The organism is Nitrospirota bacterium, from assembly GCA_040755395.1.
Taxonomy (GTDB): Bacteria; Nitrospirota; Nitrospiria; order Nitrospirales; family Nitrospiraceae; genus DATLZU01.
This window is the reverse complement of the sequence record JBFMAX010000002.1, coordinates 76196-90122: the sequence shown is the minus strand read 5'-3', so window position 1 is coordinate 90122 and position 13927 is coordinate 76196. Positions and strand designations below refer to the sequence as shown.

The window sequence follows — 13927 nt, the reverse complement described above, 5'->3', positions numbered from 1 at the left end:
GCGCGATCGGGGTCTATCCAAGATGCGCCTGAACGACTGCTGCAAGCTGGTCGGCCACTTCCCGGATCAGGGAGTCGTGTTCCCCCTCGACCATGATTCGGAGCACCGGCTCCGTCCCCGAGTAGCGGACGAGCACGCGACCGGCGCCGTTCAGTTTGGCTTCGCCGGCCTCGATCGCGCGCTGGATCGCCGGGATTCCCGCGAGATCCGGTTTCTCCTTCACGCGAACATTCAGCAGCACCTGGGGCACCGCCGTCATGACCTTGGCCAGTTCCGACAGCGGTTTGCCGGTGCGCTTCATCAGAGACAGCACCTGCAGCGCGGAGACGAGCCCGTCGCCGGTGGTGTTGTGATCGAGGAAAATGAAATGCCCGGACTGTTCGCCCCCGAAGTTGTAGCCGTCGGCCAACATGCGTTCCAGAATGTATCGGTCACCGACCGGCGCGCGCACCAGCGCGATGTCCGCCTTCGCCATCGCGAGCTCCAACCCGAAGTTGCTCATGACCGTGCCCACGATCGTGCGTTTGGCCAACTGTCCGCGCGCGTCGAGATCGAGCGCCAACGCCGCCATCACGTGGTCGCCGTCGATGATCTGTCCCCGCTCGCACACAAAGATGGCGCGATCGGCGTCGCCGTCGAGCGCGATTCCGATGTCGGCCCGATGCTGGCCGACGGCCTCCTGCAGCAGTTGAGGATAGACCGCGCCGCAGCCGGCGTTGATGTTCATCCCGTCGGGTTTGTTGGCAATGACCTCGACCGTCGCGCCCAACTCGCGAAGCACCGTCGGCGCGACCTTGTACGCGGCGCCGTTGGCGCAATCCACGACGACCTTGACGCCCTGGAAATCCAGGTCACGAGGCAACGAACGTTTCACGAATTCGATGTAGCGCCCTTCGGCGTCGTCGATCCGGAACGCTTTCCCGACCGCTTCCGCAGTCGGCCGCAGGTGGCTGATCTCGTTCGAGACGATCAGTTCTTCCATTCTGGCTTCCAGCTCGTCCGGCAGCTTGAAGCCGTCGCTGGAAAAGAACTTGATGCCGTTGTCCTGGTAGGGATTGTGGGACGCCGAGATCACCACGCCCGCGTCCGCCCGGAGACTCCGGGTCAGAAAGGCGATGGCAGGGGTGGGCATCGGCCCCACCAAGAGCACATCCACGCCCATCGAGCAGATGCCGGACGTGAGGGCGGACTCCAGCATGTAGCCCGACAAGCGGGTGTCTTTGCCGATAACGATCTGGTGCCGGCCGGCGCGGCGCATGAACAGATGGGCGGCCGCGCGCCCGAGCTGCATGGCCGTTTCGCTGGTCATGGGCTCCAGATTGGCGACCCCGCGAACTCCGTCGGTACCAAACAGCTTGCGCATGCCCGCTCCCCTAGCTGTCAGCACTCCCCACCTTTCCTCCTCTAATAATTAAAGGGGAGAGGTCTCGTGGAGGGGATCGGCCGATGGCTGACGGCTGACAATCGCTTCCACCACTCTGACCACGTCCTTCATCTCCGCCACGTCATGCACCCGCACCAGGTCCGCGCCCTGCGCAACGGCGACGGCGACGGCGGCCGCCGTCCCGAACAATCGGTCGTTGACAGACCGGCCAAGCACTTGGCCGATGAAGGACTTGCGCGACATCCCGACCATGAGGGGACGGCGAAACGTCGAAAACTCGCGGAGGCGAGCCAAAAGGGTCAGGTTATGGCCCAGGAGCTTACCAAATCCGAACCCAGGGTCAAGGATGATCTGCTTCGTCGAGATGCCCGCCTTGACGGCGACCTCGATGCGCTCGGCGAAAAACTCTTTCACGTCCTGCACGACATCGGTATACACCGGATTGCGCTGCATCGTTCGGGGAGTGCCTTGCATGTGCATGAGCACGAGACCCGCCCCGCTTTCGGCGACGACCGCAGCCATGTCCCGATCGAATCGCAGCCCGCTGATGTCGTTGACGATCGTCGCGCCGGCTTCCAGCGCCCGGCGGGCCACGGAGGCTTTGGTCGTATCGACCGAGACGGGAATCGAGACGGCGTCGCACACGGCCTGGACGACGGGAATCAGGCGCCGCGTCTCTTCCGCCTCGTCGATCGGCAGCGAGCCCGGCTGCGAGGACTCCGCCCCGATATCCAGAAGATCGGCGCCGCTCCTCGCCATGGCGACCGCGTGGGCGACGGCCGCCTCTCGATCGACATACTTGCCGCCGTCGAAGAACGAGTCCGGCGTCACGTTCAAGATCCCGACGATCAATGGACCGGCGTCGAACCGGATCACCCGATCTCTGGCCCGGATCTCCAGCTCACCACGTGAGAACGACTCGGCAGGCACGGATGTCATCGCTTTTTTCTTGGATCGAAGAGACCTGCAGGGCACGAACGACCCGCAAGCAGAAGGCTGGCCCCGCCGCACACCCGGCGCCTGGACCGCGAGTTGCGGAGCGCTCACTGATCGCGACTAGGCGGGGACGGTCTGAGAAGCGGACGCTTGCATGATGATCTGATCGATCTCCGGCGCATCGAGCACTTCTTTCTCCAACAAGGCTTCGGCGAGGGCCTTGAGGGTCGTCATATGCTCGGTCAACATGCGCTTGGCACGCTCGTAATTCTCGGTGACGAGCCGCTTGATTTCGTGATCGATCTCCACCGCGACCTGTTCGCTGAAGTCGCGCCGGGTGGCGATCTCGCGGCCGAGGAAGATTTCCTCCTCTTTCTTGCCGAACGTCAGGGGCCCGAGCTTTTCGCTCATTCCCCATTCGCACACCATCTTCCGGGCCAGATCGGTCGCGCGTTCCAGATCATTGCCGGCTCCGGTAGTGATGTGCTTCAGAACCAGTTCCTCGGCCACCCGCCCGCCCATCAGGATCGCCAAGGTATTGTAGAGGAACTCTTTCGAATAGTTGTGTCGATCGTCGGTGGGCAACTGCATGGTGACGCCGAGAGCGCGCCCGCGCGGAATGATCGTGACCTTGTGCACCGGATCGGTTCCCGGCAGCAACTTCGCCATCAGCGCGTGACCCGCTTCGTGGTAGGCGGTGATCCGCTTCTCCTCGTCGCTCAGGATCATGCTCTTCCGCTCGGCCCCCATCAGAACCTTGTCCTTGGCCATTTCGAAATCGACGAGTTCCACTTCTTTCTTGTTCTGTCTCGCGGCCCATAACGCGGCTTCGTTCACCAGATTCTCCAAGTCGGCCCCGGAGAAGCCCGGCGTCCCCCGCGCGATCTTTTCCAGCTCAACGTCGGCCGCGATCGGCACTTTCTTGGTGTGGACCTTCAAGATTTCGGAACGTCCTCGGAGGTCCGGACGGTTCACGACGATCTGTCGGTCGAAACGCCCCGGACGCAGCAGCGCCGGATCCAGGACATCGGGTCGATTCGTCGCGGCGATGAGAATCACGCCCTCCGTCGTATCAAACCCGTCCATCTCGACCAGCAACTGATTGAGGGTCTGTTCGCGCTCGTCATGACCGCCCCCGAGTCCGGCTCCGCGCAGCCGGCCGACCGCGTCGATTTCGTCGATGAAGATGATGCAGGGTGCGTGCTTTTTCCCCTGTTCGAACAAGTCTCGGACGCGGGACGCCCCGACCCCGACGAACATCTCGACGAAGTCCGATCCGCTGATGCTGAAGAAGGGGACCCCCGCCTCGCCCGCGATGGCTTTCGCGAGCAGCGTCTTCCCGGTCCCCGGAGGCCCGACGATCAAGACCCCCTTGGGAATCCGGCCGCCGAGCTTCTGAAACTTGCGCGGGTCCTTGAGGAATTCGATGATCTCCAGCACCTCTTCTTTGGCCTCATCGATGCCGGCGACATCGGAGAACGTCACCTTCTTCCGCTCTTCGGTCAGCATCCGCGCGCGGCTTTTGCCGAACGAGAGCGCCTTGTTGCCGCCGATCTGCATCTGGCGCATCAGGAAGAACCAGAGCCCGAGGAACAGGATGAACGGCCCCCAGGTGACCAGGAACGTGATGTACCATGGACTCTCGTCCGGCGGTTTGGCTTCGATCTGAACCCCCTTTTCGCGGAGGAGCTTGACGAGATCGGGATATTCGACGGCGTAGGTCCGGATGCGGGTTCCGTCCTTGAGAATGGCGCTGATGTGATTGGCCTTGATGGTGACTTTGGTCACCTCGCCCTTGTCCAGTTGTGCCATGAAATCGCTGAAAATGACTTCGTCCTCGGGGGCGTGGGTCGGGACGCTGAAGAGATTGAACAGGAGGATCATGAAGAGGCCGACGACAACCCAAAAAAGCAGATTCTTCACCCGAGAATTCATTCAATTCCCTCCTCGGCGGCGCCCACGCACAAAAAGCTTTTGAATGTTAACACAGTCTCTCGCGCACTGACAACAGCGCTCGGACCGTCACTCGGGCTCTTCAACCGTATCCAGCACGGCCAAATAGGGGAGATTCCTGTACTTTTGTTGATAGTCCAACCCGTACCCGACGACGTACTTGTTGGGGATCTTGAAGCCGACATAGTCCACCTGAGCATCGACCTTGCGGCGCTCCGGCTTGCTCAGGAGCGTGCAGACCCTGATCGATCGGGGCTTCCGTTTCGCCAAGGTTTTCACCAGATATTGGACCGTGAGGCCGGAATCCACGATGTCCTCCACCAACAACACATCCCGCCCTTTGATGTCCTCGGTGAGGTCGGACACCATTTTGACTTTGCCGGTGGTTCTGGCTTTTGAATCGTAGCTGGTCACCACGATGAAATCGACCCGCATCGGGATCCGGATGGCCCGGGCCAGATCGGCGTAGAAGGCGTAGGCTCCCTTGAGCACTCCAACCAGAATGAGGTCCTTGCCGGCATAGTCGGCGGTGATCTGCCGGCCGAGTTCTCTGATGCGCGTGCGCATCTCCTCCTGGGTCACGATCGGTCGCCCGAAGATGCGCTCCATGCTAGCCCTCTCCTCCTGGCATGTGGTCCCCGGTCACGGTCGCCACAAGCACGCGCGCGGTCGACGAACCGACGGCGAACCTGTGATCCGCTCGATAGCCGACAATCCAGAGTATACCCTCCGGCGCGACCAGGAGCGGGATGCGCCGCCGTTCGGCGCGAGGGATTTTGAGATCGGTGAAATAGTCCTGCAATTTCCGGCGTCGTCCCAGCAACCCGAGCGGATGAAACAGGTCGCCGGGCGCCCACCCGCGAAGCCGAAGCCGATGGGTGAAGCGATCCGCGTCGAAGGCCGCCGTCCGAGCCGGATCAGCGCCGGACAACATCTGCAGGGCGGCGTGCCGGTCCATCAACTTGACCTCGATGCGTTGCCCCGTGCTTGCCCAGACGACCGTCGAGGGAATCGGCACCTCCCGCTCACTCGACGGACCCGCATCGGCTTGCGAGTCCGGCCCGCCGCCGCGAGCGACCGGCCTCGAGTCCCGAAGGGGATGGAACACAACCCGGTCGCCGTCCCGCGCCACCCGTGCTCCCCGTACCGTCAGCGCAACGCCGGATCGTCCGTGCACCACCCGTTCAAGCACGGCGTTCACGGCCCCGAAGGAAGGCGGTTTGCCGATTCCGTTGGTTTGGCTGATTATCGAACGGACGATCCTCCGTTGGAGGGCCATCGGCAGGGCGAGGAGGCCGTTCCGATCCACCGAGAGCGTTCCCTCCGCAGTGGTCTTGACCAACCGGGCCAAAGATTCGGCGGCATACTCTTCCAGACAGGTGTTTTCTTCGCGAAGCACCTCGGCCAGCCGTCCGATAGTATCGACCGCCTTCGGCGCCAATCGCGTGATGACGGGCAGCAATTCCCGCCGGATTCGGTTTCGGAAGTACACGGCCCGCGCGTTGCTCGAGTCGATCCGATAGTCGAGGTGTCGAGACTCCAGATACGCCAAGACATCCGCGCGGCTCACGTCGAGCAAGGGTCGGACAAAGAGCCCTTGCCGGATGGGCGGCATCCCTCCGAGACCCGTCGTCGCCGCTCCCCGCAGCATCCACATCAGCACCGTTTCAGCCTGGTCGTCGGCCGTATGACCCAACGCGATCCGATCCGCGCCCAGACCGTCGCCGATTTCTTCCAGCGCCCGATATCTGGCCTCGCGAGCCCGCTCCTGCAGTGAACCGCCGCGCCGGCCGAGGCGGAGGGGGAGCTCAAGCCGCCGGGTGATCAACTGGATTCTCAGACGCCGGCAGAGATGGGCGACAAACTCGGCGTCGTCGTCCGACTCTTGACCGCGGAGCCCGTAATTGAAATGGGCCGCCGACAACGTCAACCTCCACGAGGGAGCCAGTTCGTGCAACAGCGCAAGAAGGGCGACCGAATCAGGCCCGCCGGATACCGCGACCAGAACATGGTGGGCGGGTTCGAACAATCGCTTTCGCCGGATCGTCTCGACGACCCGCTGCAGCAGCTTGGGCCGCGCCATGACGGCCGGAGTCGATCCTTTCGCGGACCTCGTCTTCATGAATCCACCGCCGCTTGCGAGGCCTTGCTGAGACTGGCTCTTGCCAGACTGACATCCAGGTCGATTCGAGCCGATAGCTCCTCCGCGCTGGCGAAGGCTTGATCCCCCCGCAGCCGCTCCACAAACTGCACCGACACTTCCTCGCCGTACAGGTCGAGAGCCTGATCCAGCACATAGACCTCCAGCAGCCGTTCACCTGGCCCGAAGGTCGGCCTCGTGCCGACGTAGGCGACGGAGGGGAACGTTCGTTCCTTCCAGATCGTATTCGTCGCATAGACGCCGTCTGGAGGAATGACACGGCCCGGCGGCAGGCGAAGATTGGCGGTCGGCCAGCCCATCGACCGGCCCCGTTGTTCTCCGCGCACCACCACGCCGCCGAGCGCATACGGTCTTCCCAACAGCCTCGCGGCTCTCGCCATCTCCCCTTCCTGGATCAACTGCCGGATACGCGTCGAACTGACGATTTCCCCGTCAATGCGGACGGGCGGCATCGGATGCACGCGGAATCCGTACCGGACGGCCAACCGCTGCAGGTCCGCGATCCTCCCGGCTCGACCTTTCCCGAATGCGAAATGTTCTCCCACAAACAGCTCCCGGACGCCGATCGCTTCGCACAACACCTGCCTGACGAACTCCTCCGGCGTGAGCGCGGCGAACGCCGGCGTAAACTCCAGAAACACCACCTCCCCGACCCCCGCCTCGGCAAATCGCGCCAGTTTCTCTTCCATCGAGGTCAGAAACCGTAACTCGACCTGAGGCGCGAGGATTCTGACCGGGTGCGGGTCGAAGGTCAGGACGATGGGGGTGCCTCCGGTGGTTCGGGCCGCCTCCACCACCGCCTCCAACAACGCCCGGTGTCCCCGATGTTGACCATCGAAATTCCCGATCGTCACGACCGGATAGGGAGGCGGAGTATAGGCGGCGAAGCCACGGGTGACCTTCATGCGCGTCGTCAATTCAGAAGCTTGGCCGCATCCTTGGCGAAGTAGGTAAGAATCAGGTCCGCTCCGGCCCGTTTGATGGCCAGCAACGACTCCAGTATCGCGCGCGTTTCATCCAGCCAGCCGGCCCGGGATGCGGCCTTGATCATGCTGTACTCTCCGCTCACCTGGTACGCGGCTAGAGGAACCGGCACCCGTTGCCTGGCCAACGCCAGGACGTCGAGATAGGGCAACGCGGGCTTGACCATGACGATATCGGCCCCTTCGGCTACATCCAGGTCGATTTCCCGGAGCGCTTCACGCAGATTCGCCGGGTCCATTTGATAGGACTGCCGGTCTCCGAATTTCGGGCTCGAGTCCGCCGCGTCCCGGAACGGAGCGTAAAAGCAGGAGGCGAACTTGGCCGCGTAGGCCATAATGGGCACGTCCGGAAAACCAGCGCGATCTAACTCGTCGCGGATGGCGGCGACCCGCCCGTCCATCATGTCGGACGGCGCGACCATATCCGCACCGGCTTCGGCGTGGGTGCGCGCCATCGCCCGGAGGCAGTCCAGGGTTTCATCGTTCAGAACGCGGCCGTCTTTGACCAGCCCGCAGTGCCCGTGGGTGGTGTACTCGTCGATGCAGACATCGGTAATCACCACGAGATCCGGCACCTGATCCTTGAGCGCGCGGACGGCCTGCTGGACGATCCCGTGAGGATCGTACCCCGAGCTTCCCCGCTCGTCCTTCCGATCCGGGATGCCGAACAGGATCACGGCCGGAACACCCAGTGTGCGAACGTCCATCGCTTCCTTGACCAGCAAGTCGATGGACAGCCGGTATTGGCCCGGCATGGAGCCGATTTCCTCCCTCCGATCCCGGCCGCCCGTCACGAACAGCGGATAGACCAAATCGGACGGCGACAAGGCGGTTTCCCGGACCATACGCCTAAGCGGCTCGCTTTGCCGCAGTCTCCGCATCCGGTGGATCGGAAACGCCACGGATGTTCCCCTCACTTCCTGGGCAGATTCGTCAAAAACACGACCAAGTCCCGCACCGAAATCATTCCGACCAACTTTCCTTCCCTCGTCACGCCGAGGTGACGGAGATGGGACTGCGCCATCAGATCGTTGGCGTCCAGCAACGTCTTGTTTTCTTCGATCGTCACGATGGGCGCGGACATGATCTGCTCCACCGTGGTTTTGGTGGAGTCGGCCCCGACGGCGACCACGCGCCGAACCATGTCCGTATCGGTGATGATCCCGATGACGTCCTTGCCGTTGGTCACGAAAAGGCTGCCGATATTGTGATCCCGCATCATCCGGGCGGCCGTCTGCACATCCGTGTCACGATGGACCGTGACGAATTTCTCCCGAGGAACCATGAACGATTTCACCGGCACCATAGGCCACTCCTCCCGTTTAGACCGTAGAATGAAAACGATGAACGAGCGCGCGCTCGTCCATAAAATGCCGGACAATCGCCTGCGCCAGGGCGGGAACGGTATTTTCATCGGCCACGATGCTCACTGCGAACCCAAGCTCCCGCGCGGTATCCGCGGTGATAGGACCGATGCATGCGACGACCGCCCCTTCCGTCGCCTTTTTCATCTCCGCAAGATCGTCGAAAAGCCGGCTGAAATTCCGCACCGTCGACGAGCTGGTGAAGGTGATCACGTCGATCCGGCGCTGCATGAATTGCTCTCGGAGATGCTGGACGTCCACCTTCGGCACGACCGTCCGGTACACGGTCACGACGCGCACGTCGGCACCCAAGGCCTGGAGTTGCTCCGGCAAGAGTTCCCGCGCGACCGCGGCACGCGGGATCAGAATGTTCTGCCCCTTGACGCCGGCCGCCCGCAACGCTTCGATGACCCCCTCGGCTTGATATTCGGATGGAATCAGATCGGCTTTCAATCCGTACGCGGCGACTTCCTGCGCGGTGCGCGGTCCGATACAACAGATGCTGAGACCGGCCAAGGCGCGCGCATCCCGTCCTTTCTCGGCAAGACGGGCCATAAACGGCCCGACGCCGTTCAGGCTGGTGAAGATCAACCACCGGTAGCGGTCTAACTCGGCGAGGGCTTGGTCGAGGTCATCCCAGGTGTCAGGCGGCACGATCTGGATGGTGGGGCACTCGACCGGTTCTGCCCCGTAGGCGGCTAGCAGGTTCGAGAGTTCCGCCGCCTGTTCGCGCGCCCTGGTGACCAGAATGCGCTTGCCGAACAGCGGCCGCCTTTCGAACCAATTCAACTGATTCCGAAGCCGCACGACTTCGCCGACGACGATCACGGTCGGCGGCTCCATCCCGGCCTCCTCGGTTCGTTGCACGATGTCGTTCAGCGTCCCCACGATCGTCCGCTGATTCACCCGCGTGCCCCAGCGGATGACCGCCACCGGCGTGTCCGCCGCTTTTCCCTCGGCGATCAGCCGCGACACGATGGTCGGAAGATTTTTCATGCCCATCAGAAAGACAAGCGTCCCCTGCGCCGTCGCGAGCCGCGGCCACTCCAACGCCGAGGGCCCCTTGGTCGGGTCCTCGTGACCGGTCACGAACGCCACCGTCGAGGCCAGCGTCCGGTGGGTCACCGGAATGCCCGCATAGGCCGGCACCGCGACCGCCGCGGTCACCCCCGGGACCACTTCGAAGTCCAATCCCGCGTCGGCCACGGCTTCCGCCTCCTCTCCCCCCCGCCCGAACACAAAGGGATCGCCGCCCTTCAGGCGGACGACGATCTTTCCCGCGTTCGCCTTGTCGATGATCAGACGATTGATCTCTCGCTGATCCGGATACGTCCCTCGGCCCCGGCGCCCGACATAAATCCGCTCGGCCTGAGCCGGCGCATAGTCGAGGAGCACAGGGTTCGCCAGGTAATCGTACAGCACCACGTCCGCCTGTTCGAGACATTCCTTGCCGCGCAGGGTCAAGAGCTTCGGGTCACCCGGGCCCGCCCCCACCAGATAGACCTTGCCGGGCTTAGGCGTCACGGCGTCGAACCCCTCCGTAGATCGAATCCAGAATCTTATCCCCGCCCCCGGCCAGAAGCCGTTCAGCAAGCCGCACGCCCAAACGTTCTGGCTCCGACGCCGGACCCCGGACGACATCCCGGATCAAGTCCCGGCCGTCGACGCCGGCGATCAAACCGTCGAGCACCAGCGTGTCCCCTTCCAACGTCGCATGGGCGGCAATGGGCACCTGGCATCCGCCTTCCAGCCGGTGCAAGAGTGCCCGCTCCGCCAGGACGGCCGTTCGGGAGGGCGGATGATTCAGCGGAGCGAGGAGTTCCCGGACGAAGACATCGTCGCAGCGTCCTTCGATACCCAAGGCCCCCTGACCGATCGCCGGGAGGCAGACCTCCGTCGGCAGGACCTCGGTTGCGCTCTCCGTCCATTGAAGCCGTCTGAGTCCGGCTGACGCGAGCACGATGGCGTCGAACCGGCCCTCACGCAGCTTTCTCAATCGGGTATCCAGATTGCCCCGCAACACCTCGATTTTGAGGTCCGGTCGGTAATGGAGCAATTGGGCTTGTCGACGCAGGCTGCTGGTCCCGACCCGGGCCCCGGCCGGCAACTGAGACAGCGCGTGGCCGTTCCGACTGATCAGGACGTCACGGGGGTCCTCCCGCATGGGCACGCACACAATGGCAAGGCCCTGCGGCAGCAGTGTCGGCACGTCCTTCATGCTGTGAACCGCTAGATCGATCTCGCCGCGCAGGAGCGCCTCTTCGATCTCCTTGACGAAGAGTCCCTTGCCGCCGATCGCGGCGAGCGCCACATCGAGTATCTTGTCTCCGGAGGTCTGAATCCGCTTGAGCGACACCGATACATCCGGCGCAATCTCCTTCAACTGCGCCTGGACCCATTCGCTCTGTCGAATGGCCAGCTTGCTTCCTCGGGTTCCAAGCACCAGCGAGCCGCGCCTGCCGTTCGCCACCGCCGTTCTCCCGTTCCCCTCACGCCGGATGCCGAAACCGGCATCCGGTGCAGTCATTCAACCGCCTGCTAGCGCTATCGTCCGGGCTCATGGCAGGGAGTCCGAGACGCACCGGCCCCCCTCCCCCGATCCGCGCCTGGCAGTTTCTCCTCGAATTCTTGCGGCTTCGCCGTAGAGCCGGCCGTCGGCGACGCCACCCCCAGAAATCCCCGGTCATACGGCGACACCAATTAAGAAGAAGCTGACCAAGCCGAGGATGGTCAGAAGATAGACAACGGTGTCCCCGCGGAACCCTTCCCGCTCCCGATAATCAAATCCACACCGCGGACAGTCGGGCAACGGGTCATGCCCCAGATACGTGTGCAGGCACTTCGGGCAGGTAAAGAGTTTGGGGCCTGTCGGCATGCGGTCCCGACTTCAAGGATCTCATCCGGCGCATCGGACAAGAGGCTGGCGCTATCTCTTTTCTCCCGCCTGCTCCCTTGAAGCCTCTGTCGCTTCTTCGGTCACAAAAGGCTCCGGCATCGGAGCCGGAATCGCGAGCGGGGCGAGGCGGTCACACCTGCCGTTGCGGTTCGAGTCGTCCGATTGGCCCGTCGGTGCCTCGTCCAGGTTGAAGAACCGCCGGGCCGCCTCGACGAACGCGGCCCCGCCAGACGAATTGGCTTCGGCTTTGAGGGTCACCATGGCCCCGTGAATGAGTTTGTTCACGATAGCCGACGCCAAACTTTCCACCAACTCCCGCTGCTGGTTCGAAAGATGTCCCAACCGGCCCAAAGTCTTCTCCAGTTCTGCGCGCTTGATCTCCTCTGTTCGGGTGCGGAGGGCGACGATCGTCGGGGTGACTTCCAAGGACTTGAGCCATTGCCGCAGGACGACAACTTCCTCCGCCACCATCCGCTCGGCTTTTTCCGCTTCCTGCAGTCGTTCCTCCCGGTTCTGTTCGACCCTCATTTTGAGGTCGTCGATGTCGAACAGAAAGGCGTTGTCGATGTGTCGGACCGCCGGATCGATGTTCCGCGGGACGGAAATGTCGATCAGAAACATGGGCCGGTTCATCCGCTGGCGGACGGCCCGTTGCACGTCTTCGGCGCCGATCAAATAATGCGACGCCCCCGTCGAGACGAGCACGATGTCCGCCGTGGCCATGTCGTCCCGGAACTCCTCAAAGGGAATGGGAGTCGCGTTGAACCGACCGGCCAGGTCCATCGCGGCGTGAGGACTGCGCGTGGTGATCCGGACCTGGTGGACACCGTGGGCCATCAGATGTCGCGCCGCCAGCTTCGCCATTTCTCCGGCCCCCACCAGCAGAACGGTTTTTTCGCTGAGATTCGAGAAAATCTTCTTGGCCAATTCCACGGCTGCGTAACTCACAGAGACGGCCATCTCCGCAATCTTGGTTTCGGTCCGCACGCGCTTGGCGACGGAGATGGCTTTTTTTACGACCTTGTTCAGGATCAATCCCGTCGTTTTGTGCGTGAGGGCGATCTCGAAGGCGTCTTTCAATTGCCCCAGAATCTGGGACTCCCCGACGATCATCGAATCCAGGCTGGCGGCGACGCGGAACAGGTGCGCGATGGCCTTGTCTCCCGCGTGCCAATAGAGATGAGGGGTCAACTGTTCCGAGGAGAGGGACAGATGGGTGTCGGCGAGAAATTCCTGCACCCGGCTGTAACCGGACTCGATCTCCTCAACCACCGCGTAGACCTCGACGCGGTTGCAGGTGGAGAGAAGGATGCCTTCTTTGATCCCCGGGTATGAACACAGGCGGCTGAGCGCTTCGCCCATCCGACTTTCCGGAACCGCCAGTCGCTCGCGGATTTCAATCGGGGCTGTTTTGTGACTGAGCCCTACGACGATGATGTTCATGTCAGGAAACCGGTCCGTGCCCCTTGAGGACGACTCCCACCAACGTCAGGATGACACCGGCAAACCCGATAATGGTCAGATAGGCCGCGCGCTTGGCTCGCCAACCCACCGTCAAGCGGCCCAAGAGCACGACAAAGTAAAAGAACCAGGTCACCAGCGCCCAGGTCTGTTCAGGATTCCAGCTCAGGTAGGAACCCTTCGTCAATCCGGCTGAAATCGCTCCCGTGATGATGCCCAGCGTCAGGAGCGGAAAGCCGAACACGATCGACTGCTGATTGAGATGATCCAAAAAGTCCAGTGCAGGCAATTTGGCGTACAAGACATTGAACCGCTTTGACTTCAACAATCCGTCCTGAATCAGGTACATTACGCCGGCGACGAACGCGACCGCGAATCCGACCGCGCCCAGCATGCTGAGCGCCACATGGACCCACAAGGTCTTGAGGACAGGCTTCAGCGTCGGAACCTGTTCCGGCAGGACGGCGGCCGACACGAGAGACAATAACGCCAGGGGTAGAATAAAAGACCCGAGAACGTGGATGTGATGCCGGAATTCAACGGCCAGGAAGACCAGGACAAGGGTCCAGGCGAAAAAAGACAGCGCCTCATGAAAACTCGGCAGCGGCGCCTGGCCCGCTCCGATCATCCGCATCGCGAGCGCGAAGGTATGGGTCCCAAAACCGACGGCGGTGACTCCCAGCGAGACCTTTGAGAGGGCCTCTGACCGCCGCAACAGGTAGGCAAGAAAGAAGACAGTGCCCGTGAAATAGAGCACCATCGTCGCCATGAAGAAGACGACCGCCATGC

Annotated in this window: 12 protein-coding genes; all 12 read right to left on the bottom strand. The window is 62.7% G+C overall.

Annotation, left to right across the window (positions count from 1 at the left end; translation table 11 throughout):
• Positions 1-13 precede the first annotated feature (13 nt).
• The 12 genes from glmM to ccsA all read right to left on the bottom strand — a co-directional run bounded on the left by glmM (position 14) and on the right by ccsA (position 13925).
• Positions 14-1363, bottom strand: a complete 1350-nt coding sequence (gene glmM, locus AB1555_04470) for a phosphoglucosamine mutase (GenBank protein ID MEW6245947.1) — start codon at positions 1361-1363, stop codon at positions 14-16.
• Between the two features lie 48 nt (positions 1364-1411).
• On the bottom strand, positions 1412-2323 hold the full coding sequence (folP, locus tag AB1555_04465; GenBank protein ID MEW6245946.1) for a dihydropteroate synthase: 912 nt from the start codon (positions 2321-2323) through the stop codon (positions 1412-1414).
• Positions 2324-2440: 117 nt separating this feature from the next.
• Positions 2441-4255, bottom strand: coding sequence for an ATP-dependent zinc metalloprotease FtsH (gene ftsH, locus AB1555_04460; GenBank protein ID MEW6245945.1), 1815 nt, complete (start codon positions 4253-4255; stop codon positions 2441-2443).
• 87 nt (positions 4256-4342) lie between these two features.
• Positions 4343-4882 (bottom strand): hypoxanthine phosphoribosyltransferase, encoded by a 540-nt coding sequence (hpt, locus tag AB1555_04455; protein ID MEW6245944.1) that lies wholly within the window; start codon positions 4880-4882, stop codon positions 4343-4345.
• A gap of 1 nt (position 4883) precedes the next feature.
• Positions 4884-6395: a tRNA lysidine(34) synthetase TilS gene (gene tilS / locus AB1555_04450; protein ID MEW6245943.1), complete on the bottom strand. Its 1512-nt coding sequence runs from the start codon at positions 6393-6395 to the stop codon at positions 4884-4886.
• Positions 6392-7339, bottom strand: a complete 948-nt coding sequence (locus AB1555_04445; protein MEW6245942.1) for a bifunctional riboflavin kinase/FAD synthetase — start codon at positions 7337-7339, stop codon at positions 6392-6394. The genes tilS and AB1555_04445 overlap by 4 nt, the downstream gene beginning before the upstream one ends.
• Before the next feature lie 8 nt (positions 7340-7347).
• The gene (gene hemB / locus AB1555_04440) at positions 7348-8319 is read right to left on the bottom strand and encodes a porphobilinogen synthase (GenBank protein ID MEW6245941.1); all 972 of its coding nucleotides are present in this window, start codon (positions 8317-8319) and stop codon (positions 7348-7350) included.
• Positions 8320-8330: 11 nt separating this feature from the next.
• Positions 8331-8723 carry a CBS domain-containing protein gene (locus tag AB1555_04435; protein MEW6245940.1) on the bottom strand — a complete coding sequence of 131 codons (393 nt, stop codon included), beginning with the start codon at positions 8721-8723 and terminating at the stop codon, positions 8331-8333.
• A gap of 16 nt (positions 8724-8739) precedes the next feature.
• Positions 8740-10305: a uroporphyrinogen-III C-methyltransferase gene (gene cobA, locus AB1555_04430; protein ID MEW6245939.1), complete on the bottom strand. Its 1566-nt coding sequence runs from the start codon at positions 10303-10305 to the stop codon at positions 8740-8742.
• Complete coding sequence (hemC, locus tag AB1555_04425; protein MEW6245938.1) at positions 10295-11308, bottom strand: hydroxymethylbilane synthase; 1014 nt, start codon at positions 11306-11308, stop codon at positions 10295-10297. The genes cobA and hemC overlap by 11 nt, the downstream gene beginning before the upstream one ends.
• Positions 11309-11707: 399 nt before the next feature.
• On the bottom strand, positions 11708-13120 hold the full coding sequence (gene hemA, locus AB1555_04420) for a glutamyl-tRNA reductase (protein ID MEW6245937.1): 1413 nt from the start codon (positions 13118-13120) through the stop codon (positions 11708-11710).
• Between the two features lies 1 nt (position 13121).
• Positions 13122-13925, bottom strand: a complete 804-nt coding sequence (gene ccsA, locus AB1555_04415) for a cytochrome c biogenesis protein CcsA (GenBank protein MEW6245936.1) — start codon at positions 13923-13925, stop codon at positions 13122-13124.
• Between the last annotated feature and the right edge of the window lie 2 nt (positions 13926-13927).